The 22,871-nt window shown below is 65.6% G+C and carries 18 protein-coding genes, 2 tRNA genes and 3 pseudogenes; 13 read left to right on the top strand and 10 right to left on the bottom strand.

Annotated elements, in window-relative coordinates; all coding sequences use genetic code 11:
* Position 1 precedes the first annotated feature (1 nt).
* Positions 2-664: an NADPH-dependent F420 reductase gene (locus tag E3O06_RS03605; RefSeq protein ID WP_134501604.1), complete on the bottom strand. Its 663-nt coding sequence runs from the start codon at positions 662-664 to the stop codon at positions 2-4.
* A gap of 91 nt (positions 665-755) precedes the next feature.
* Here E3O06_RS03605 and E3O06_RS03600 point away from each other — a divergent pair, with 91 nt between their 5' ends.
* Complete coding sequence (locus tag E3O06_RS03600) at positions 756-1,253, top strand: MarR family winged helix-turn-helix transcriptional regulator (RefSeq protein ID WP_166788084.1); 498 nt, start codon at positions 756-758, stop codon at positions 1,251-1,253.
* Between the two features lie 36 nt (positions 1,254-1,289).
* On the opposite strand, the pseudogene E3O06_RS03595 reads toward E3O06_RS03600, so the two are convergent.
* The 6 genes and pseudogenes from E3O06_RS03595 to pepN all read right to left on the bottom strand — a co-directional run.
* A pseudogene (locus tag E3O06_RS03595) lies at positions 1,290-1,796 on the bottom strand (DUF1731 domain-containing protein); the annotation flags it as partial.
* A 7-nt stretch (positions 1,797-1,803) separates the two neighbouring features.
* Positions 1,804-1,905: pseudogene (locus E3O06_RS03590) on the bottom strand (mycothiol transferase); the annotation flags it as partial.
* Positions 1,906-2,048: 143 nt separating this feature from the next.
* The gene (locus E3O06_RS03585) at positions 2,049-4,901 is read right to left on the bottom strand and encodes a cation-translocating P-type ATPase (protein ID WP_134501601.1); all 2,853 of its coding nucleotides are present in this window, start codon (positions 4,899-4,901) and stop codon (positions 2,049-2,051) included.
* Between the two features lie 85 nt (positions 4,902-4,986).
* The gene (locus tag E3O06_RS03580) at positions 4,987-5,394 is read right to left on the bottom strand and encodes a globin (RefSeq protein ID WP_134501687.1); all 408 of its coding nucleotides are present in this window, start codon (positions 5,392-5,394) and stop codon (positions 4,987-4,989) included.
* A gap of 83 nt (positions 5,395-5,477) precedes the next feature.
* Positions 5,478-6,608: a mechanosensitive ion channel family protein gene (locus E3O06_RS03575; protein ID WP_134501600.1), complete on the bottom strand. Its 1,131-nt coding sequence runs from the start codon at positions 6,606-6,608 to the stop codon at positions 5,478-5,480.
* Positions 6,609-6,820: 212 nt separating this feature from the next.
* Positions 6,821-9,367, bottom strand: coding sequence for an aminopeptidase N (gene pepN / locus E3O06_RS03570; protein WP_134501599.1), 2,547 nt, complete (start codon positions 9,365-9,367; stop codon positions 6,821-6,823).
* Positions 9,368-9,458: 91 nt separating this feature from the next.
* Between pepN and E3O06_RS03565 the strand changes: the two genes are divergently transcribed.
* The 3 genes and pseudogenes from E3O06_RS03565 (at position 9,459) to E3O06_RS18235 (ending at position 10,511) form a co-directional block, all read left to right on the top strand.
* Positions 9,459-10,040 carry a DUF2332 family protein gene (locus E3O06_RS03565; protein WP_198415770.1) on the top strand — a complete coding sequence of 194 codons (582 nt, stop codon included), beginning with the start codon at positions 9,459-9,461 and terminating at the stop codon, positions 10,038-10,040.
* 74 nt (positions 10,041-10,114) lie between these two features.
* Positions 10,115-10,186, top strand: a pseudogene (locus E3O06_RS18355) (hypothetical protein); the annotation flags it as partial.
* Between the two features lie 202 nt (positions 10,187-10,388).
* Positions 10,389-10,511, top strand: a complete 123-nt coding sequence (locus E3O06_RS18235; RefSeq protein WP_277612237.1) for a hypothetical protein — start codon at positions 10,389-10,391, stop codon at positions 10,509-10,511.
* A 292-nt stretch (positions 10,512-10,803) separates the two neighbouring features.
* Here E3O06_RS18235 and E3O06_RS03550 read toward each other — a convergent pair whose 3' ends face one another.
* Together E3O06_RS03550 and E3O06_RS03545 are read right to left on the bottom strand one after the other, a co-directional pair.
* Positions 10,804-12,366, bottom strand: a complete 1,563-nt coding sequence (locus E3O06_RS03550; protein ID WP_134501597.1) for an SDR family oxidoreductase — start codon at positions 12,364-12,366, stop codon at positions 10,804-10,806.
* 115 nt (positions 12,367-12,481) lie between these two features.
* Positions 12,482-14,047 (bottom strand): MFS transporter, encoded by a 1,566-nt coding sequence (locus E3O06_RS03545; protein WP_134501596.1) that lies wholly within the window; start codon positions 14,045-14,047, stop codon positions 12,482-12,484.
* A gap of 160 nt (positions 14,048-14,207) precedes the next feature.
* On the opposite strand from E3O06_RS03545, the gene E3O06_RS03540 reads away from it, so the two are divergent.
* Genes E3O06_RS03540 through E3O06_RS03525 form a run of 4 tightly spaced genes read left to right on the top strand, consistent with a single transcriptional unit; the run spans position 14,208 to position 17,993 of the window.
* Positions 14,208-14,849, top strand: coding sequence for a mycothiol-dependent nitroreductase Rv2466c family protein (locus E3O06_RS03540; RefSeq protein ID WP_134501595.1), 642 nt, complete (start codon positions 14,208-14,210; stop codon positions 14,847-14,849).
* A gap of 13 nt (positions 14,850-14,862) precedes the next feature.
* Positions 14,863-15,354, top strand: coding sequence for a ribose-5-phosphate isomerase (locus tag E3O06_RS03535; protein ID WP_134501594.1), 492 nt, complete (start codon positions 14,863-14,865; stop codon positions 15,352-15,354).
* A gap of 6 nt (positions 15,355-15,360) precedes the next feature.
* Positions 15,361-16,356 (top strand): Fpg/Nei family DNA glycosylase, encoded by a 996-nt coding sequence (locus tag E3O06_RS03530; RefSeq protein ID WP_134501593.1) that lies wholly within the window; start codon positions 15,361-15,363, stop codon positions 16,354-16,356.
* Between the two features lie 50 nt (positions 16,357-16,406).
* Positions 16,407-17,993, top strand: a complete 1,587-nt coding sequence (locus E3O06_RS03525; RefSeq protein ID WP_134501592.1) for a multicopper oxidase family protein — start codon at positions 16,407-16,409, stop codon at positions 17,991-17,993.
* A 125-nt stretch (positions 17,994-18,118) separates the two neighbouring features.
* Here E3O06_RS03525 and E3O06_RS03520 read toward each other — a convergent pair.
* Positions 18,119-18,189: transfer RNA gene (locus tag E3O06_RS03520), tRNA-Gly, on the bottom strand.
* 185 nt (positions 18,190-18,374) lie between these two features.
* Between E3O06_RS03520 and E3O06_RS03515 the strand changes: the two genes are divergently transcribed.
* The 5 genes from E3O06_RS03515 (at position 18,375) to clpX (ending at position 22,823) form a co-directional block, all read left to right on the top strand.
* Positions 18,375-18,448, top strand: a tRNA-Pro gene (locus E3O06_RS03515).
* 43 nt (positions 18,449-18,491) lie between these two features.
* Positions 18,492-19,919 (top strand): trigger factor, encoded by a 1,428-nt coding sequence (gene tig / locus E3O06_RS03510; protein WP_166788082.1) that lies wholly within the window; start codon positions 18,492-18,494, stop codon positions 19,917-19,919.
* 164 nt (positions 19,920-20,083) lie between these two features.
* Positions 20,084-20,686 (top strand): ATP-dependent Clp protease proteolytic subunit, encoded by a 603-nt coding sequence (locus tag E3O06_RS03505; RefSeq protein WP_092110813.1) that lies wholly within the window; start codon positions 20,084-20,086, stop codon positions 20,684-20,686.
* A 27-nt stretch (positions 20,687-20,713) separates the two neighbouring features.
* Positions 20,714-21,412, top strand: coding sequence for an ATP-dependent Clp protease proteolytic subunit (locus tag E3O06_RS03500; RefSeq protein WP_134501591.1), 699 nt, complete (start codon positions 20,714-20,716; stop codon positions 21,410-21,412).
* Between the two features lie 133 nt (positions 21,413-21,545).
* A complete protein-coding gene (gene clpX / locus E3O06_RS03495) occupies positions 21,546-22,823 on the top strand; it encodes an ATP-dependent Clp protease ATP-binding subunit ClpX (protein WP_134501590.1) in 1,278 nt (425 codons plus the stop codon).
* Positions 22,824-22,871: the final 48 nt, after the last annotated feature.

The following is a 22,871-nucleotide window of genomic DNA, read 5'->3' as shown; positions in this document are numbered from 1 at the left end:
TTTAGGCAGCGTCCACGAGCGGACGGACCTTCTGAATGAGGGCGACCAGCTGGTTCGCCGTGTGGCTGCCGGTGAAGATCTCGGTGGCCGGCTGAAAGGAGCGGCCGGCGGCCAGCGGTCCGGCATCGACGGCGTCGTAGCCGAGGCGGTCGATGAAGTTCGCGACCAACGCCTTCGCCCGGGCGTCGTCACCGGCCAGTGCGAGCGCTCGCCGCGTCGCTGTACCCGCTGGCTGGTCGTCTTCCTCGAGCTCGTGGTAGCCAATGTGGTTGAGGGACTTCACCACGCGAGCGTCGCGCAGAAATTCTTCGACGACTTCGCTCGTGGTGCGCGAGTCGCTCTCGAAGTCATCGAAGACGCCGTCGACCGGCGCCCAATAATTCATCGCGTCGATGACGATTCGGCCGGCCAGGTCGCTTTGGTTGAGCGTGCGGTACTTGTGCAGGGGAATGGCCAACACCACCAGATCGGATGCCGCGGCCTGGCTTGATTCCACGGCCACCGCCCCCGGGGTCACGATGTCGACGAGCAGCGCGTTCTCGGCCGCGGGCGCAGTGGTTGCGATGCGCACCTGGTACCCAGCCTTCACTGCCTGCCGGGCCAGGGCTGTTCCCGCTCGCCCAGCTCCCAGGATACCGATGGTGGTGGCCTGCTGACTGCTCATGGCGTTACTCCCGTTGAAATATGATGTTGTACAGATCATATATGGAGACGAATATCTATGCAACTGCATGGTTTGAGGTACGATGGCTTGCATGACTTCCGAATCGATTCTGCCGGCCACGGTGCCGGGAGACCTCGGGTGGAACCTCGCGATGGTGCTGCGCGGGTATCAGCGACAGGTCGAGACCGCGGTCGAAGGGCTGCCAGGGGGAGTGCGCTGCTACCAGGTGCTGTCCACCGTCATTCACCGTGACCTGCCGTCCCAGCAGGCTATCGGAGCGCATCTGGCCATCGATCGCACCGTGCTCACCTACCTGCTCGACGGCATGGTGGACGCCACGCTCGTGGAACGCATTCCCGACCCCGCTGATCGCCGGGCGCGAAAGATTCGAGCCACAGCAGAGGGAGTGAGCGTTCTCGCCCGCTACGAGCAGCGCGTGGCCGACGTGGAAACCAGCATCCTCTCGGGAATGGCAGCGGATGACGCCCACCGGCTCGCGGGTCTCCTGGGGATGCTGGCCACGAGCGTGCACCGAGCGGATCCAACGGCCAGCCCCTGCGAGGCGGTCGGGACCCTCACCGCGCCCTGAAGTCGGGCCAGCGGTGTTCCAACGTAGAAAGGCAGATTATCGCTTCACAACATCGTTGATCGCAGGTCCGAGATCGGGCCAGGTGAATGTGTATCCAGCCTGAAGCAGACGTTCCGGCGTGACCCAGCGGCTTTTCAGTACCAATTCTGGTTCGGTGCGCAGTATCAACATGGCCGGCTCGAGCATCCACCTGAATGCTGGCAGCCCGACGGCGGCTCCGACTCGCCGCCGAAGCGTCGCCATGAGGGTGCGGTTGTCACTGATTCGCGGTGCCGACAGGTTGACCGGCCCGTCAAGCGCGTCGTTCTCGACGATGAACTTGACCGCTTTGACGACATCGTCGATGTGAATCCAGCTGAACTTCTGGCGTCCGCGGGAATGGTGTGTTCGAGTCCCACTCCCTGTCGGGTTCGCGCCGATCCCGTGATACCGCCGATGCGGGAACCACCAGCCGTCGACCTGAGGACCGCCGAGCCCGATGCGCGCGAGCCGGACCAAGGTCGCAGTTGCGGGGCCGTCACCCAGCACGATCGCCATTCGCAGCTGCCGACTATTCGCCGACGATTCCGTCGATGGCCTCGCGGAGCAGGTCGGCGTGGCCGTTGTGCCTGGCCGTCTCCTCGATCAGGTGGGTGAGGATCCAGCGCAGGTTCCATTACTGACCGTCACGGTCCGTTCCGACAGAGAGTGTCTCGCGGCGGGCTGGGGATCGATGCGGTCCATGAAGTCAGCCTCGCACAGCCCTCTCATCGACACTAGATGCCAGCCACTTTCAGGACGCAGGAACCGCGTCACCTAGGCGACCTGGTGGCGCCTGCTGCGAAGCAGCCGTCCGGCCTCGCGTACGGTGAGGTAGATCAGGGCGGCGAGGAGTACGAAGCCCCAGTCGGTGAAGCCGAGCGGGCCGGTCGAGAACAGCACGTTGACGAACGGTACGTAGACGATCACGAGCATCACCGCCACGCCGAAGGCGCAGGCGAGCCAGAAGGTGGGGTTCGAGAACTGGTAGCGGCTGAACGCACCCAGCTCGCTGCGACGCTGGATGATGTTGACCAGCTGACAGACCAAAATAGTGACGTAGGTCATGGTGGTGGCCTGGGCCACGATCGCCGCGGTGGGCGTGCCGTCGAACGGGTCGACGCCGGCCCGCCCGTAGAACAGCAGGTAGTTGCCGATCGCGAGCAGGCCGATGAGGGACCCCGCATAGACCACGTCGAGGATGCTGCGCCGGTTGACGATGTGCGATAAAGGGTCGCGCGGCCCACGCTTCATGATCCGGCCCGATTCCGGGTCCTTCCCGAGCGCGGCGATGGGCAACAACTCGCCGAGCAGGTCGATCGCGAGAATCTGCAGCACGTTGAGCGCGAGCGGAACGCCGGCGATCGTGGCAAGCAGCAGGCTCGCGACGTTGACCACGAGTTCGGCCACGTTGGACGTGAGACAGGCGAGCACACCCTTGGCGATGTTCGCGTAGATCACCCGCCCCTTCTCGATGGCGCCGACCAGGGTGGAGAAGCTGTCATCGAGCAGCACGACCTCGGCGGCTTCCTTGGCGACATCCGTGCCCGACGCTCCCATCGCGACGCCGATGCTGGCATGCCGCAGAGCCGGCGCATCGTTGATGCCGTCACCGGTGACGGCGACGACGTGACCCGACTTCTTCACCAGGTCGACGATGCGGGTCTTGTCCTCCGGGTCGACCCGGCTGAAAACGGTGTAGCCCTTGAGCGCGTGCGCGAGCACCTCATCGTCGGGCATCGAGCGCAGTTCGTCGGCCGTGACGACGGTCAGTTGGTCCGTGCTGTCCAGGCCGGCCTGCCGGGCTATGGCCTCGGCGGTGCGCGAGAAGTCACCGGTGATGATGTTCACCCTGATTTTCGCGTCCAGCGCGGTGCGCATGGCGCCTGGTACCGACTGGCGAATCGGGTCGACCATCGATACCAGACCGAGCAGCACGAGATCGCGTTCGACGGTCTGCGGGTCGATGACGTCGGCATCCGCTCTGCTGATCTCGCGGGTGGCGAAGGCGAGGTTGCGCAGACAACGATCGGACTTCTCGGCGTGCCGGTCGAGAAAGGCTTCGCGGTCGGCGTCGGTGATCGGCCGCAGGGTGCCGTCGTCGTCGATGCGTGAGCAGCGCTGCACAATGCTCTCCGGCGCGCCTTTCACGTGCGCCACAAGCGTGCCGTCCGGGCTTTCACGAATGGAGGTCATGAGTTTGCGCGCCGAGTCGAACGGAAACTCCCGCACTTCGCGCTCAGCCGTGGTGAGGTTGATTCCGACCTTCGCCGCGACGGTGACGAGCGCGCCCTCGGTGGGGTCGCCCAGAATGTGCCACCCGGCATGGGAATCGTCGGGGGCGAGCAGTCGGGCATTGCTCGCGAGAAAGCCCGTGCGCAGAAGCGCCGTGAGCCGCGCCAGATCAGCGGATGCCGCGCCCGGGCCAGCCGCGCCCGCCCGCTCGATGCTGCCCGTCGGAACAATCGTGCCTTCTGGCGCATAGCCGATGCCGTTCACGACGTAATCGCGGCCGGCCACGACCAATTCGGTCACCGTCATCTCGTTCTTGGTGAGGGTTCCGGTCTTGTCGGTACAGATCACCTCGGTGGCGCCGAGGGTCTCGACCGCGCTCAGCCGCTTGACCAGAGCCTGGCGCTGTGCGAGCGCCCCGGCCGCCTGCGCGAGGGCTGTGTTGACTTCGGCGGGCAGTCCCTGCGGAATAACGGCGCTCGCGAACCCCACCGCGAACAGCAGCGCCTCGTGGAACGGCAGGTCCGCCTGCACCGCGACGACCAGCAGCACGAGGGCGAGGGCTACCGCGACATAGGTGATGTTGCGGGCGAGATAGCCCATCTCGCGCTGCAACGGGCTCACGGTGCGCGGCGCCGACTGGGTGAGCCGGGCGATGCGCCCGAGCTCGGTATGGGCTCCGGTAGCCACGACGACACCGATCGCCTCACCCGTCGCCACGGTCGTTCCGGCATGCGCGGTGTTGTGCCGCTCCGCCACCGCGACCTCGCGCATGATGGCGTGCGTGTACTTGCGGGTGGGATCGCTCTCGCCGGTGAGGGCGAATTCATTGGTCGAGAACGCGGTCGCCTCGATCAGGCGGATGTCCGCCGGCACCGCCGCGCCCTCCTCCAGGCGCACCACGTCGCCCACGACCAGTTCGGCGGAATCGACCTGATTGAACACGTTTTCCCGCAGCACCTGGGTCAGCGACTGCGCAAGGTGCTGCAGGGCATCCATTGTCTTGCCGGCCCGATATTCCTGCACGAACCCGATGGAGGTGTTCAACAGCACCAGCAGCACGAGCACGCCCGAGGTCAGTGTGTCACCGAGATAGCCGGTGATCGCCGCGCACGCGAGCAGCAGCACGATCATCCAGTCCTTGAACTGGCGCAGGTACCGAAGCAGCATCGATTCCTGCAGCACCTGCACGATCACGTTGTCGCCGTAGCGGGCCCGGTTCAGCGCGACTTCGGGGTTGGTCAGGCCGGAGCGACGAGCTGCGAAACGCTCGAGCACCTCCGGTTCGGAGAACCGATAGGCGTCTCCGGCCTCGATGGCGGCTACGACGGGGTCGGTTTGCGGGGGCGTCACGGTGACGGAAGGGTTTTCGCCGTGTGCGGCGGTACTCTCGTGCATGCGAACTCTCCGGATCACGAGGTTGTTCGATCCACGTGTCTAGCTGAGCCTAGCGACCGCCGATCACCGGTCGTGCCCGCGCGAGCTACTCTTCGAAGCTGTTCACCATCGCGAAAGCTGCGCGCTCGAGATAATCCCAGAGGATGCCCCGCTGCAGCGGCGGTAGGTTGGCCGCGTCCACGGCGACGCGCATGTGGCCGAGCCACCGGTCGCGGGCATCCGGATTGACCTTGAACGGCACGTGGCGCTGGCGCAGACGCGGGTGACCGCGCTGCTCGCTGTAGGTACCCGGACCACCCCAGAACTGCTCGAGGAACATGACCAGCCGGTGTTCGGCCGGCCCGAGGTCGTCTTCCGGGTACATCGGCTTCAACACCGGGTCGGTGGCCACACCCACGTAGAAGTCGTGCACGAGCTTTTCAAAGAACGGTGTTCCGCCGACCTCGTCGAAGAACGTGGGGACCGCGGCCTGACCGTTCTCGTTCTCGCGCAGGTGCACGGCGGCGGGGGCGCTCGGCTGGTCGGTGGGGTGTCGTTCAGAGGTCACGTGGTGCAGCTTTCTCTTCGGGTACGGGGTCAGTCGAGGCCGTCGCCACGAACTTCGGGGTCTGGCGTCTTCAGCGGAGCCGGAACGTCCTTGGGTTTGGCCTTGCGCGGTCCGCGGGGCTTCCGCACCGACACGGGACCGGTGCGCACGCCGGCGACGACATCGGGTACGGCGGCGGCGGCTTCTTCGGCCGCGTCGAGGGCGCCCTCCATGGGCTCAATGGCCGAGCCGTCGATGGTGCCGTCGCCGGTGGTCATGACCACGCTGTTGAGCGGGGTGAGCGGCACGCCCATGCCGTCGAGGGCTTTCTTCATGTGCAGGCGCAGGTCGCGGGCGAAGTCCCACTTGGCCGAGACCCGGGTCTTGACCACGAGCCGGGTGACGAGGGCTTCCGCGGTGATTGACTCGAGGCCCCAGATCTCGGGCTTCTCGAGGATGAACGCGCGCCATTTGCGGCTCGAGGCGAGGGCACTCGCCACCCGCAGCAGTTCGTCCTGCACGGCCTCGACGTCGGAACTGTACGGGATGGCGAGGTCGATGATGACGCGCGCCCAGCCCTGCGACATATTGCCGACCCGCAGAATCTCGCCGTTGCGCACGAACCACAGCGTGCCGTCGACATCGCGCACCTGAGTGATGCGAATTCCCACCGTTTCGACGACACCGGATGCGAATCCCACGTCGACGATATCGCCCACACCGATCTGGTCCTCCACGACCATGAACAGGCCGTTGAGAATGTCCTTGACGATGTTCTGCGCGCCGAAACCGAGGCCGGCACCGATCGCTGCGGTCAGCAGCGCGAAAGAACCGAGAATGTCGGGGTTCAGGGTCGTGACGATGAGCAGCAGCGCGGTGATCAGAATGAACACGTTCACGATGTTCGCCAGCACGGCACCGAGCGTGCGCGAGCGCTGCACGACTCGCACCGCGGCCAGCGGTGACACGTTCAGCGCCTGGGTATCATCGACCTTCTGGTTCTTCTTGACGCCGGAGACGATCTGCTGTACGACCCGGCGAATCACGAATTGCAGGGCCCAGCGCAGGGCGAAAGCGATGACGATGATCATCGCGACGGCGAAGATCTTCTCCAGATAGACGGTCCACGGAATTTGCGCGAAGTAGGCGCCGAGGTCGGCCCAGAATGTTTCCCAGTTCATATCAGAGCCAGTCTATCGAGGGGCTTCGGCGGCGCCCGGGAAGCGGCCCCGGCCGGGGTCGCCGAGCCCGGCCGTGCGGCCGGCGCGACCCGGTGCCTGCAACGCGGGCAGCCTGTCCGCTCGGTTTGCGTGGAGTTTGCTGTGAACCGCGCGATGCACGAAACCCCGCGACCAGCCTGAAGCCGATCGCGGGGTCGTGTGCAGGCTGCGAACTACTCGGCGTCGCGCGCCTGCACCTGGAGTGAACGCTCGACTCCGGCCAGGTTCTCGACCACGAGGCGGCGCAGCGCGGCCGGCTCCGGGTTGGCGTCGAGCCAGGCCTGCGTCGCGTCGGCGAGGGCCTGGTTGTTCAGCGGCGCCGGGTAGAGGCCGATCACGAGCTTCTCACCGATCGAGAAGCTGCGCGCCTCCCACACCGACTGCAGCATGTCAAAGTAGGTTGCGACGAACGGCTCGAGCAGCTTCGCGTCATTCACCCGGAGGAATCCGGCGGCCGTCGTTCGCACGATGGTCGTCGCGGCCGTGTCCACGTCGATGAGCGACGACCACGCAGCCTGCTTTCCCTCGGTGGTGGGGAGGGCGGCCCGGGCCAGGGCGGCCGACTGGGCGCCGGTGGCCGTGTTGTCGGCCGCGAGCGCCGCGTCGATCACGTCGGCGTCGGCGCGGCCACCGGCCACGAGGGCGGTGAGGAGCTCCCAGGCGAGGTCGGTATCGACCGTAAGGCCGTCCAGCACTGTCTCGCCCGAGCGCAGGGCGGTCACGTGGTCGAGCTGCGCCGTGGTGGCCGCGACCGCGGCGAAGAACTTCACGAACTGGAACTGCGCGTCGCTGCCGGCCGCTGCATTCTGGGCGAGCGTCCACAGAGCGTCGGCGACCTCGGTGGTGACGGTCGCGCGGTGCTGTTCGGCCACGTAGTAGCTGGCAGTGAGCACGACCTGGCCGAGCACGGTGCGCAGCGTGGTCGACTCGGTTTCGGTGGCCACGTTGTTCAGCACCAGCCGTACGAAGTCGCGTGCCGAGGTTTCGGCGTCGCGGGTGGCGTCCCAGACCGAACCCCAGACCAGGGCTCGGGCGAGCGGGCTCTCAATGGCGGCGAGGTGTTCGAGGGCCACCGCCTGCGAGGCCGGGTCGAGGCGTACCTTGGCGTAGCTCAGGTCGTCGTCGTTGAGCAAAATCAGGTCCGCGCGCTCGCGGCCGACGAGGGCGGGGACATCCGTTCGTGGGCCGTCGACGTCGAGCTCGACCCGGTGCATGCGCACAAGCTTGTGGGCGTCGTTGAAGGTGTAGAAGCCGATCGCGAGGCGGTGCGGGCGAATGGTGGGGTAATCGGCGGCGGCGGTCTGCAGCACGGCGAAGCCGGTGATACGGCCCGCCTCGTCGACCGTGATCTCGGGGCGCAGGGTGTTGACGCCCGCGGTCTCCAGCCAGAGCGCAGCCCATTCGCCGAGGTCGCGGCCGCTCGCCAGTTCGAGTTCGATCAGCAGGTCGCGCAGCTCGGTGTTGCCCCACTGGTGCTTCTGAAAGTAGGAGCCGACGCCGGTGAAGAACGCGTCGATGCCCACCCAGGCGGCGAGCTGCTTGAGTACGGAGCCGCCCTTGGCGTAGGTGATGCCGTCGAAGTTGACGAGCACGTCGTCGAGGTCGCGGATGGTCGCGACGACCGGGTGGGTCGACGGTAGTTGGTCTTGCTTGTAGGCCCAGCTCTTCTCCATCACGGCGAAGGTGGTCCAGGCTTCGTGCCACTCGGTGGCTTCGGCGGTGGCGATCGTCGACGCCCACTCGGCAAAGCTCTCGTTGAGCCAGAGGTCGTTCCACCAGGTCATGGTGACGAGGTCGCCGAACCACATGTGCGCGAGCTCGTGCAGAATCGTCACGACGCGGCGTTCCTTGATGGCGTCGGTCACCTTGGAGCGAAAGATATAGGTTTCGGTGAAGGTGACGGCGCCGGCGTTCTCCATGGCGCCGGCGTTGAACTCCGGCACGAACAGCTGGTCGTACTTGTCGAACGGGTAGGCGTAGCCGAACTTCTCCTCGTAGTAAGCGAAGCCCTGGCGGGTCTTCTCGAGGATGTAGTCGGCGTCGAGGTATTCACTGAGGCTCTTGCGGCTGAACACCCCGAGCGGAATGGTGCGTCCGTCGCTCGACGTGAGTTCACTGCGCACGACGGCGTATGGGCCGGCGATGAGCGCGGTGATGTAGCTCGAGATGGTGTGGGTCGGCTCGAACGCCCAGGTGCTGGCACCGTTGCCGGCATCGATGGGTTCGGGCGTGGTGGAGTTGGAGACGACCTGCCACTGGCTCGGCGCGGTGACGGTGAAGGAGAACTTCGCCTTGAGGTCGGGCTGCTCGAACACCGCGAAGACGCGGCGGGAGTCGGGGACCTCGAACTGGCTGTACAGGTAGACCTCGTCGTCGACCGGGTCGACGAAGCGGTGCAGGCCCTCACCGGTGTTGGTATAGAGCGCGTCGGCGACAACGAGCAGCTCGTTCTCGGCCTGCAGGCCGTCCAACTGAATGCGGATGCCGTCACTCACGACTGCCGGGTCGAGCGCGGCACCGTTGAGGGTCACCGAATAAACCTTGGCCGTGATGGCGTCGATGAAGGTCGAGGCGCCGGGGGTTGCGGTGAAGCGAACCGCCGTGGTGCTGCCGAACGTGGTGGGGCCGGTGGTGAGGTCGAGCACGACGTTGTAGCTTGCTACGGTGACGAGCGCTGCGCGCTCGCTCGCTTCGATGCGGGTGAGGTTTTCTCCAGGCAACTTAGATCTCCAATTCGATTCACGCTTGTGAAGCTCTGGCACTCGTGGCGCCATCGCACCCCGCAAGCCTAACCATGATTATGATGTGCCCATGAGAGAGAGCACGGATCCTTCGATCGCCACGAGCGAGCGCTACCGAGCCTTCGCCTTGCGTGAAGCGCGCGGCATGAGCGCCTGCTACGAACGCTGGGCCGCCGGGGTAGCGGACGATCCCGAGACCGTCGCGTTGATCGAGCAGCTGCCAGCGGTGAAGCGACAACCGAACCTGGTGTTCAGCGCGGCCCGGCTGCACGGGGCAGCGGTGGGGGAGTACCCGGCGCTCGCGGCCTGGTTGCGCGAGCACTGGGCCGTCGTAGCGGCGACCTGCCTGGCCCATGCGACCCAGACCAACGAGCCCGGGCGGTGCGCCGTGCTGTTGCCGGCCCTGGCGGCCCTCGCCGGGCCGCTCGCGCTCATCGAGGTGGGGGCATCCGCTGGTCTCTGCCTGCACCCCGACCGGTACAGCTACCGGTACCGGAGCGCAGAAAATGACGGCGAGCGGATGCTGCACCCCGCCGACGGCCCCAGCCCGGTGCTGCTGGACTGCTCCCTGAGCGGCCCGGTTCCCGTGCCCGATAACCAGGGTGCGGCGCAGCATCCGGTCGGCCTAGCAGCGACGCTTTTTGCCACATGACCTGTGGTTTCCTCGAGAATTCGCTATTCCCTGGAGCTATACCGAGATGAATCCCATGATGGTATGTTCCCGACATGAGCCGACAAATTGTGGTGCGCCTGCCCGACGAGATAGTGGAATACCTCGACCAGGCGGTGGGTGAAGGGCGGGAAAGCAGCCGTGCTGCCGTGATCATTCGCGCCCTCGAACGAGAACGGCGGCGCGAGATTGCCCTGCGCGACGTGCGCGTTCTGACCGCCCGTTTCACGCAAGCCGACGATCTGGACGAACTCGCCCAACAGTACCATGCGGGGACTCTCGACCGAAGTATCGGTCGGTCCCGCGAACGGCCTCGACCAGGATTGTGTGGTGAGCTGCGACAACGTGGTCACCATCCCGGTCGCCAACCTCGGCCGCCAAATCGGCTTCTTGCTCCCGAGCCAGGAGTCACAACTCAGCGCCGCCATTCACACGGCGTTCGATCTCGACTGATTGCCTTGACCGGCGCGGCCCGGCTGCCCATCCGGCACGATGTCTCCGAACGACGCTGACTTTCGTGCTGTGCTGTGCCGTGCTGGCGCGGGCGGTTGCTGCACCCGCGCCGATGAGCTGCGGCTGCGGCATCCACTGGGCGCTGTCGAATGCTGCACGCGCGGCCTCGAGCTGCTGACGCGGCTGGCGTGCCGGGGGCGCGTGCAGCTTCCGGGGGCGCGGGCAGCAAGTACCCGCGCGAGAGGCGGCCCGGCGACCAGAGAGGCGGCCCGGCTTCCAGGGGGGCCTGCGGCTACCAGGCGCCCGGCTGGTAATCCTTGAGAAAGACCCCGTACAGGTCTTCGCCGGCCTCGCCGCGCACGATCGGGTCGTACACCCGGGCTGCGCCGTCGACCAGGTCGAGCGGGGCGTGAAAGCCCTCCTCGGCCAGGCGCACCTTGGTCGGGTGCGGGCGTTCGTCGGTGATCCACCCGGTGTCGACGCTCGTCATGAGAATGCCGTCTTCCAGCATCTCCTTCGCGCTCGTGCGGGTGAGCATATTGAGCGCGGCCTTGGCCATGTTGGTGTGCGGGTGGCCGGGCCCCTTGTAGCCGCGACCGAACACACCTTCCATCGCTGACACGTTGACAATATAGGTGCGGCGGGCAGCGGATGCCATGAGCGAGGCCCGCAGGCGGCTCACCAGCAAAAATGGTGCCGTTGTGTTGCACAGCTGCACTTCGAGCATCTCGAGTGGATCGACGTCCTCCACGTTCGCGGTCCAGCTGTTCCGGGAGTGCAGGTCGGGCACGAGCCCGCCGGCGTCGATCGCGGTACCGGCGGCGAGCCGCTCGAGCGACGACGACCCGGCGGCGAGGGCGAGGCGGGTGAGGTCATCCGCTGTGAGCGCGGCGGCACCGGAGCCAGCAGCGAGCAGCGGGTGGCCGGAGACCGACGCGGCGAGGGCGAGCGGATGCGCGTCGTTGGTATGCCCGAACGACACGATCTCGGGCAGCGGGCCGTCGGGCAGCGGAGAATCCTCGGCTTCGACCAGAGGGGAGTACGAGCCGCGCGAGCGCCGCACGGTCTGCGCGGCGTTGTTGATCAGAATGTCGAGCGGGCCCTGGGCGGCGACCGAGTCGGCGAGGGCGATCACCTGGGCCGGGTCGCGCAGGTCGATGCCGACGATGCGCAGGCGGTGCAGCCAGTCCCTGGAGTCGGGCATGGCAGCGAAGCGGCGCACCGCGTCGCGCGGAAACCGGGTGGTGACGGTGGTGTGGGCGCCGTCACGCAGCAGCCGCAGGGCGATGTACATGCCGATCTTGGCGCGGCCGCCGGTGAGCAGGGCGCGCTTGCCCGTGAGGTCGGTGCGGGCATCGCGTTTGGCGTGGCTCGACAGGGCGCAGCTCGGGCAGAGCTGGTGGTAGAACGCGTCGACCACGGTGTACTTCTGCTTGCAGATATAGCAGGCGCGCGGCACCAGCAGTTCGCCGGCCGTGGCCGCGCTCGTGCCGAGTGAGAGCTGGGCGCCCCGGGTCTCATCGTCGATGCGGGTGGGGGCGCCGGTGGCCGTGGCGGCGATGACGCTGCGGTCGGCGTCGGCGATGACGGCACGCTTCTCCAAGCGCCGCGATATCTTGACCGACTTGAACATCTTGGCTGTGGCCTGCCGCACGGTGACGAAGTCGGCGCTGTCCGGGTCGATATCACTGAGCGAGGCGAGCACTCGCAGGGTCACCTCGAGGTCGTGCGGGTCGATTCCGGCGAAGTCGGCAGAAGGCGCCTCGGTGGCCGGCGCGCTGGATTCGGCTGGGCCGGGCTCAGTGCTGGTGGAATCAGTGCTGGTGGGCGCAGTGGTGGGGGGCGCGGTGGTCATCAGCGAATTCTACGCGGGCCGACTGGGAGCATCCGTTTGGGGGGATTTGCGTGAACGGACACAAAGAAGCGGGCGTGCGCGGCCGAAGCCGCACACGCCCGTTGCAGCTGCCGGACTACAGCCGGGCCGGTTCCTGAATGGGGATGGCATTCGTGGGCGGCTCGAAGGTGTGGTCGAACGGCATCTCGTCGGTGTCGAGCAGGGGGTTGTCGTCCTGCGTCTTGACCAACTCGTGCGCTTCCTCGTCGGTGTTCACGCTCGGCATCGAACCCGGAAGCGGGCGGTTGGCCGATTCCCGCAGGAAGAAGATAGCGATGGCTCCGATCAGTGAGGTGCCCATCAGGTAGAACGCCGGCATCAGGTCGTTGCCGGTGCCCACGATGAGCGCCGCGATGATGAACGGGGTGGTGCCGCCGAAGATGGCGACGGCGAAGTTGTACGAGATGCCCATGGCGCCGTAGCGGCTCGCTGTCGGGAACAGGGCCGGCAGGGCCGAGGCAAGGTTGGAGACGTAGAAGGTGACCGGGAACGCGATGAATGCGAGGCCGAGCAGGGTCGACCAGATCTCACCGATGCCGATCAGCAGGAATGCCGGATAGGCCAGCACGACCGTGCTGACGGCTCCGATCCACAGCACCGGGCGACGCCCGATGCGGTCGGACAGCCGACCGGCGAGCGGGATGCACAGAGCCATGACCACGAGAATCGGGATCGTCAGCGCCGTTCCGTGCAGCTCGTCATAGCCCTTGTTCTCGGTGAGATAGGTGGGCATGTACGAGGTCAGCGCGTAGCCGACGGTGTTCGCGGCGGCGACGAGGATCATCGCGATGATGATGTTGCGCCAGTACGCCTTGAAAATATTGATCGGGCCCTTGGGAGTTTCGGCCGTGGCGCCGACCGGGTTCTTCTGCGCTGCCTCCTGGGCGTCGAGGGTGGCCTGGAAGGCGGGCGATTCGTCGATCTTCATGCGGAAATAGATGGCGATCAGGCCGAGGGGCCCGGCGATGAGGAACGGGACGCGCCAGCCCCAGTCCTCCATGACCTCCTGGCCGAGCGTGAGCTGCAGCACCGAGACCAGCGAGGCGCCGATGGCGAACCCGAGGTAGCTGCCCATGTCGAGAAAGCTCGCGAAGTAGCCGCGCTGCTTGTCGGGAGCGTGCTCGCTCACGAACGTCGTCGCACCGGCGTACTCGCCACCGGTCGAGAAACCCTGCACGAGCTTGACGAACACGAGCAACACGGCGGCCCAGACGCCGATCTGCGCGTAGCCGGGCAGCAGCCCGACCGCGAAGGTCGAGGCGGCCATCAGGATCAGGGTGGTGGCGAGCACCTTCTGGCGGCCGATCCGGTCACCGAGCCAGCCGAAGAAAACCCCGCCGAGGGGGCGGGCGAAGAAGGTCGCGGCAAAGGTTCCGAGCAGGAACAACGTTTGAACGGATGCGTCCGCTTCCGGCAGAAAGACCGGCCCCATGGTGGTGATGAGGTAGCCGAAGATTCCGACGTCGTACCACTCCATGGTGTTTCCCACGATGGTGCCGCCGAGGGCACGCTTCATGATCGGTTTGTCGACGACGTTGACGTCGGAGACGGCGATGCGGCGGCGGCGCAGGGACTTCGTGGGCTTCAGTGCGGCGCTCGTGGCGCCGGAATTCTGGTTGGACGTGCTTCGGTCAGTGGGCATGTGAATTTCTCCCGGGGAGATATTGTGCTGCGAAGACAAAGCTGTACTGCGTGGTGCAGATTTTTTCAACCCATCCACAATACCCCCTCATGGGGGGCATTGCGCAAATGGCGTCGTTCAAATTGGGGAGAACCCCGCCGCTTCTGCTTAGGCTGGGGACATGACTGATTCCGTAGATTTCTGGTTTGATCCATCCTGCCCCTGGGCCTGGATGACCTCCCGCTGGGTGGACGAAGTCGCCCGCCTTCGCGATTTCGAGGTGACCTGGCATGTGATGAGCCTCGCCGTTCTCAACGAAGACCAGCAGGTGAGCGAGGAGTACGCGGCGTTCTTTCCGCGGGCACTCAAATACACTCGCCTCGTGGCGGCCGCCGGTGAGTTGCACGGCGAGCAGATGGTCAAGGCGCTCTACGACGCCCTCGGCACCCAGATTCATCCCGGAGGCAATAGCAATCCCGACGAGGTCATCCCCGCCGCGCTCGCCGAGGTGGGCCTGCCCGCGAGCTTCGCCGCTTTCGCGGACAGCGATGAGTACGACCTCGAAATGCGAGCCAGCCACTTCGACGGCATCAACCGTGTCGGTCAGGATGTTGGCACCCCGGTGATCTCCGTCAACGGAGTCGCCTTCTTCGGCCCGGTCATCTCCCCGGCGCCCATGGGCGATGCCGCTCTCGCCCTCTGGGACGGCGTCGTGGCCCTGGCCGGTTATGACGGATTCTTCGAGCTGAAGCGCAGCCGCACCCGCGAGCCGATCTTCGAGCCGATCGGTCAGCCGGTCGGTCATCACACCCCCCAGCACTAAATAGACTGCTCACATGCGCATCCATATCGCCACGGACCATGCTGGCCTCGACCTCAGCCACCACCTGATCACGCACCTGCGCAAGGCCGGTCACGAGGTCATCGACCACGGGCCCAAGGCTTATGACGCCCTCGACGATTACCCCGCCTTCTGCATCAACGCAGCGCAGGCCACCGTCGACGACCTGGAAAGCGGCATTGAGGCACTTGGCGTCGTGTTCGGCGGTTCGGGCAACGGCGAGCAGATGGCCGCGAACAAGGTGTCCGGTGTCCGGGCCGCCCTGGTCTGGAACCTCAGCACCGCCCGACTGGCCCGTGAGCATAACGACGCCAACGTCATCTCGATCGGTGCCCGCGAGCACACAATCGCGGAGGCCACCGGCTTTATCGACGCTTTCATCGCCGAGCCGTTCAGTGACGAGGAGCGTCACACGCGGCGCATCCGCCAGCTTGGTGAGTACGAACGAACCGGAACCATCGCCGGAAAAGACGTCGACGGACGGTGAACTGAGGTGCCAGAGGGTCATTCCGTCCACCGCATCACCCGCCAGTTCCAACGCAACTTCATCGGCCACCGGGTCGCGGTCAGTTCGCCGCAGGGCCGGTTCGTGACCGGTGCCCAGCAGCTCAGCGGGCACACGGTGACGGATGCCCGCGCCGTCGGCAAGCAGATGTTCCTGGAGTTCGACCACGGACTGTGGTTGCGCATCCACCTGGGTATGTACGGTGCCTGGGATTTCAGCGGCGAAATTCAGATGGATGCCACGATGGCGTCGGCCAACGGGCGGATGGGTCAAACCAACCAGCACGGGACCGATCTACCCGCCGATGCGCCGACGTTCGATAAGGACGGGGAGAACTCGATCTTCAGCATCGGGGCACCGCGCCGCACCCGGGTGCGCATGTCGGAGCAGGAAAAAGAGATCGACCTCGCCGACACTTTTCCGCCGGAGCCGGTCGGCCAGGTGCGCGTGCGCCTGCTCAGCGACACGGTCTGCGCCGACCTGCGCGGCCCGACCGCGTGTGAGGTGCTCGACCCGGCCCAGGTCGACGCCGTCATCGCCAAGCTCGGACCAGACCCCGAGCTGGACAACACGCCGGAAGCCGAAGAGCGCTTCGTGGCCGTCGTGCGCAAGAAGCCCACACCGATCGGTCGGCTGCTGATGGACCAAACCGTGGTCAGCGGCATCGGAAACGTCTATCGAGCCGAGATGCTCTTTCGAGCCGGGCTCAACCCGCACGCTCCCGGCAAAACGCTCAGCGACGAGACCGTGCGCGACCTCTGGCGCGACTGGGCCCACCTGCTGCACCTGGGAGTGGCGACCGGTCAGATGATGACCATGGACGGCCTGGAAGGCGAGCCCTACCGGCTCGCCATGAGAAATCGGGCCGACCGGCACTGGGTCTACAAGCGGGAGGGGCTGCCGTGCCGGGTCTGCGGCACCCACATCGTGCTCGAGGAGATGGCAGCCCGCAAGCTGTACTGGTGCCCGCGCTGCCAGGCCTGAGCAGAGACTGTGTGGTGTGATCCCGTCGGGCGAACTGCGAAAATAGACCCATGATCCGAATTGCCAGGCCCCGCCGTCGTGTCGCAACCATCGTGAGTGGCGCGGTCGTCGGTGCGGTGGTAGTGGCCCTCGGCCTGACCGCGTGTTCCGGTGAGAACGGGGCCGGCGTGATCGACACGGTCGGAACCATTGATTTTGTGAACCCGCTCGCGATCCCGCCGCTGGCCGAATCAACCGTTGACGCTTCCGGTCACCGGGTGTTCGACCTCGTAGCCCAGGCCGGAACGACCGAGTTCGTGCCGGGGGTCGCGACCGACACCTGGGGCTACAACGGCAGCTACCTCGGACCGACCCTCGTCGCCGAGCGCGGCGAGAACGTGCGCATCAACGTCGGCAACGCCCTCGACGAAGCCACGACCGTGCACTGGCACGGCATGAGCCTGCCCGCCGAGATGGATGGCGGCCCGCACCAGATGGTCGAGCCGGGTGCCACCTGGAGCCCGAACTTCACCATCGACCAGCCCGCAGCGACCCTGTGGTACCACCCGCACCCAGACGGCAACACCGAGCATCAGGTCGAAATGGGCCTGGCCGGACTCTTTCTCGTGCAGGATGACGAGGAAGCGGCCCTCACCCTGCCCCGCACCTACGGTGTCGACGACATTCCGGTGGTGGTGCAGGACCGTCGGTTCGACGACAACGGCCAGTTCGTCACCGACGTGCGCGGCTACATCGGGCCGATCGGCGACCAGCTGCTCGTCAACGGCACCCTCGCGCCCTACCTCGACGTCACCTCCGAGGTGGTGCGGCTGCGCCTGGTCAACGGGTCCACGTCCCGAATGTACGACTTCGGGTTCAGCGACGGCCGGTCCTTCGACCTGATCGGCACCGACGGGGGGCTGCTGGCGGAGGCGGCGCCGATGGACGGCATCCGCTTGTCACCGGGGGAGCGCGCCGAGATCCTCGTGCAACTCACCCCGGGCGAGACGGTGAACCTGCAGTCCACCCCGCCGGACCTCGGCACATCGGCCAGCGCAGCCACCCGCAACGCCGGCGACGACACGCTCGACGTGCTGGAGCTGCGCGCTGCCGCCACGCTCAGCAGCATTGGCGTCCCGTCGGCCACCCTCGCCTCCATCGAACCGCTGCAGAAAGCGGATGCCACCACCGACCGCTCCTTCACCCTCAACGGCTACACGATCAACAACAAGCTGATGGACATGACCCGCATCGACGAGACCGTCGAGGCGGGCGCCACCGAGGTGTGGACCGTCGACAACGCCATGCCGTTGCCACACAACTTTCACGTGCACGCCGTGCAATTCCAGGTGCTGCGGGTCGGTACCGAGGCGCCCCCGGCCGAACTCTCGGGCTGGAAAGACACGATCTATCTGGAGCCCGGGGTGCGCTACGAACTGATTATGCGTTTCGCCGAATACACCGATACGGACTTTCCGTACATGTTCCACTGCCACATGCTCTCGCACGAGGACGCCGGAATGATGGGTCAATTCGTCGTGGTGAAGCCCGGCGAACAAGCCGGCACGCCACCGACCGCTCACGACGCCATCGTTCCCCGGTCGAACCTGGCCGTCGGTAGCGGGCCTCGAGTGCTGTCTCGGGCCCACGGGCATTGATTGCCGCCGGTCGAGCGCGAGCGAAGCGAGCAGTCGAGACCCAGTGAGCCGCTCGCGACACGCGTTCACCGGGGTCTTGACGCGCGGGCCCTGGCGGGCCCGCGGCTCGACCAGCGACTAAACAGAGGGGTCGACGGGAATCGAACCCGCGTCATAAGTTTGGAAAACTCAGGCTCTACCATTGAGCTACGACCCCAGGCCCAGGCAACTGGGCACTCGAATATCTTAGTACAGCAAACCGGGGGTCGTTTGCCACGGCGGGCGCATCCGCTCGAAAGGCGTGCATTAGACTGGCTGAGGTCAATCCGCCTGTCGTGAGCTAACGCCACGCCAACAGATTGATTCCCCAACAAAAGTAGTACCGACGGGTCGAAGCAGATCCGGGGCGTAGCTCAGCTTGGTAGAGCGCTCGTTTTGGGGGCGAGAAGTCGCAGGTTCAATTCCTGTCGCCCCGACATTACCCGCAGCACACCGTTTCAATACACAGGAGAGTCTCGAGTGAAGTCCACGGTCGAAAAACTGAGCCCCACGCGCGCCAAGCTCACCATCACGGTGAGCCCCGACGAGCTGAAGCCAGCCATCACCCACGCCTACGGCCACATTGCCGAGGACATCAACATCCCCGGTTTCCGTAAGGGAAAAATCCCGCCGGCCATCATCGACCAGCGCGTCGGCAAAGCTGCCGTACTGGAACACGCCGTCAACGAGGGGCTCGACGGTTTCTACCGTGCGGCCGTTGAAGAGAACAAGCTCCGCCCGCTGGGCCGCCCCGAGGCTGACATCGTCGAATGGCCGAGCAACACCGACTTCTCCGGTGACCTGCTCCTCGCCATCGAGGTCGACGTGCGCCCCGAGATCGACCTGCCCGACTACGCCGGCCTCAAGCTCACCGTCGACGCCGTCGAGGTTTCTGACGACGAGGTCGCCGAAGAACTCGACAAGCTGCGCAGCCGCTTCGGCACGCTCATCACGGTCGACCGCCCCGCCAAGACCGGCGACTTCGCCCAGATCGACCTGAACGCCGCGATCGACGGCGAAGAGGTCGACACCGCGAGCGGCATCTCCTATGAGGTCGGCTCCGGCGATCTCATCGACGGCATCGACGAGGCCCTCGATTCGCTCAGCGCCGGCGAGACCACCACCTTCAACTCCGACCTCATGGGCGGGGACCACGAGGGTGAGACGGCCGAGATCACGATCACGGTCATCGCCGTCAAGGAGCGCGAGCTTCCCGCCGCCGACGACGACTTCGCTCAGATCTCCAGCGAGTTCGACACCATCGCCGAGCTCACCGAGAGCCTCAAGGGTCAGGTCGAGAAGTCCAAGGCGTTCGGCCAGGGCAGCCAGGCCCGCGAGCGTCTCATCGAGACGCTCCTCGGCTCGGTCGAAGTTCCGATCCCCGCCGCGATCATCCTCGACGAGGTTAACCGTCACCTCGAAGGCGAAAGCCGTCTCGAAGACGACACGCACCGCGCCGAGGTCACCGAGGCCAGCGAGAAGACGTTCCGTCAGCAGATTCTGCTCGACACGATCGCCGAAGCCGAGCAGGTCAAGGTCAGCCAGGACGAGCTCACCCAGTACCTCATTCAGGGTGCCAGCCAGTACGGCATGGACCCGAGCGAGTTCGTGCAGACGCTCAACACCAACGGCCAGATCCCGTCGATGGTGGCCGAGGTCGCCCGCAACAAGGCCCTCGCCATTGCCCTGGGCAAGGCCGAGGTCGTTGACTCCAACGGCAAGCCGGTCGACCTGAGCGCCTTCACCGGCCCGGTTGACGATGACACCGCTGCTGACGATGACACCGCTGCTGACGATGACACCGCAGCGAATGCCGCTGCCGGCGATGACGAGGCAGCTCCGGCTGCCGAGGCTGACGCTGAGGTTGAAGAGAAGCCCAAGAAGAAGAAGGCTGCTGCCAAGAAGTAGCGCCTGTTTTCGTGCACGGGCCGGCTGGATTCTTCCAGCCGGCCTTGTGCATGCTGCGGGGGACGTGTGCGGGGCCCGGTAATCTGCCGAGGGCGAACAGAGCCGTTTTCGCTCGCGCGCTCCGATAGATTCATTGAGAAGCGACAACTGAAACGGAGCACGACATGGCCGACCCGACACCCACCAACGGTGTATTTGACCGACTGCTGAAGGACCGCATCATCTGGCTCGGCTCAGAGGTCCGTGACGAAAACGCGAACGAGATCTGCGCGAAGATCCTCTTGCTGGCAGCGGAAGATTCCAAACGCGACATCTACCTCTACATCAACTCTCCCGGCGGATCGATCACCGCCGGCATGGCGATCTACGACACGATGCAGTTCGTACCCAACGACATCGTCACCGTCGGCATCGGCATGGCAGCCTCGATGGGCCAGTTCCTGCTCACCTCGGGCACCAAGGGCAAGCGGTATATCACCCCGAACGCGCGTGTGCTCCTGCACCAGCCGTCCGGCGGTTTCGGTGGCACGGCCGCCGACATCCAGACCCAGGCCCGCCTCATCCTCGACATGAAGCAGCGCCTCTCCGAGATCACGGCCGCGCAGACCGGCAAGACCCCGGAGCAGATCAACGCCGACGGTGACCGCGACAACTGGTTCAGCGCCCAGGAAGCCCTCGAATACGGTTTCGTCGACCACCTTCGCGCATCCGCTTCGGACGTCATCGGCGGCGGCGGCACCGACCCCGACGCCGACGTGTCCAAGTAGTCCACCGAAACTGAACAGGAAGAAATCATGACTATCCCCACATTCGGTGGAACGGCCTACAGCTCGATGGGCGGCTCGACCAAGCACTTGACTAACAACGGCGCGCCCGAATCTCGCTACATCCTCCCCACCTTCGAGGAGCGCACCGCCTACGGGTACAAGCGCCAGGACCCGTACGCCAAGCTGTTCGAAGACCGCATCATCTTTCTCGGCGTGCAGGTTGACGACGCCTCGGCCGATGACGTCATGGCCCAGCTTCTCGTGCTCGAGAGCCAGGACCCGGACCGCGACATCACGATGTACATCAATTCGCCCGGTGGATCGTTCACCGCCATGACGGCGATCTACGACACCATGCAGTACATTCGCCCGCACGTGATGACGGTCTGCCTCGGCCAGGCGGCATCCGCCGCGGCCGTGCTGCTTGCCGGCGGCACCGCCGGCAAGCGTCTCGCCCTGCCGAACGCGCGCATCCTGATCCACCAGCCCTCGGTGGGCGGCCAGGGCGGCGGCCAGGCCTCGGACATCGAGATTCAGGCGGCCGAGATTCTGCGCATGCGGGTCTGGCTCGAAGAGACCCTCGCTCACCACTCCAACCGGAGCGTGGAGCAGGTCAACAAGGACATCGACCGCGACAAGATCATGAGTGCCGCGGATGCCCTCGAGTACGGTCTCATCGACCAGGTTCTGACCAGCCGCAAGAACCTTCCAATGTTGGTCAAATAGCCTGCTGCCTGAACCGCGCTGACCGGCGCGTCGCCTGCGGGCGGCGCGCCGTTTCGGTTTATGGCGTGCTGCACGTAACTGTCACACGCACAGGCTAGGCTCAATTGCAGCGAGACCAATGGAGGAGGCTGACATGGCCCGAATCGGTGAAAGTGCCGACCTGCTCAAGTGTTCCTTCTGCGGAAAGAGCCAGAAGCAGGTACAACAGCTCATCGCCGGCCCCGGCGTGTATATCTGTGACGAATGCGTCGAGCTGTGCAACGAAATCATCGAAGAGCGTCTGGCTGAGGCCGGCTCTGAAGCCACCGCCGGTGAATTCGACCTCCCCAAGCCCAAAGAAATCTTCGGCTTCCTCGAGGAATACGTGATCGGCCAGGAACCCGCCAAGCGTGCTCTCGCCGTTGCCGTGTACAACCACTACAAGCGCGTGCGGTCCCGGGCCACACTCACCGCTGCCGAAGCCATTCACGATGATGTCGAGATCGCCAAGTCCAACATCCTGCTGATCGGCCCGACCGGCTGCGGCAAGACCTATCTGGCCCAGACCCTCGCGAAGCGTCTCAACGTACCTTTCGCCGTAGCGGATGCGACGGCCCTCACCGAGGCCGGTTACGTCGGCGAAGACGTTGAGAACATTCTGCTCAAGCTCATTCAGGCTGCCGACTACGACGTCAAGCGGGCTGAGACCGGAATCATCTACATCGACGAGATCGACAAGATCGCCCGCAAGGCCGAAAACCCCTCGATCACCCGCGATGTGTCGGGCGAGGGCGTGCAGCAGGCGCTGTTGAAGATCCTCGAGGGCACGATTGCGTCGGTGCCGCCGCAGGGTGGGCGCAAGCATCCGCATCAGGAATTCATTCAGATCGACACCACGAACGTTCTCTTCATCGTGGCCGGCGCTTTTGCCGGGCTCGAAGACATCATCTCGTCCCGCGCCGGCAAGAAGGGTATCGGCTTCGGGGCGCCGCTCCACATCAAGGGCGACGACATCAACCTGTTCAGCGAGGTGTTGCCAGAAGACCTGCACAAATTCGGGCTGATTCCTGAGTTCATCGGTCGCCTTCCCGTAGTCACGACGGTCACCCAGCTCGACCAGGTGGCTCTCATGCAGATTTTGACCGTGCCGAAGAATGCCCTGGTGCGGCAGTATCAGCGCATGTTCGAGCTCGACGGCGTTGAACTCGAGTTCGAACAGCCGGCACTCGAGGCCATTGCCGATCTCGCCGTGCTGCGCAAGACCGGCGCCCGCGGACTGCGGGCCATCCTCGAAGAGGTGCTCGGCCCGGTCATGTTCGAGGTGCCGTCCACCACCGACGTGGAGCGTGTCGTCATCACGCGCGACACGGTGCTGAACAATGCGCCCGCCGAAATGGTGCTGCACAAGACTCGCCAGGTGAAATCGGCCTGAGTCGTCCGCGCTCTCGGGCGGGCACAGGTGGGCCGGGGGAGCCACAAA

Origin of the sequence: Cryobacterium glaciale, from assembly GCF_004402535.1 — a bacterium.
GTDB classification, from domain to species: domain Bacteria; phylum Actinomycetota; class Actinomycetes; order Actinomycetales; family Microbacteriaceae; genus Cryobacterium; species Cryobacterium glaciale.
This window is presented reverse-complemented; position numbering and strand designations above follow the sequence as displayed.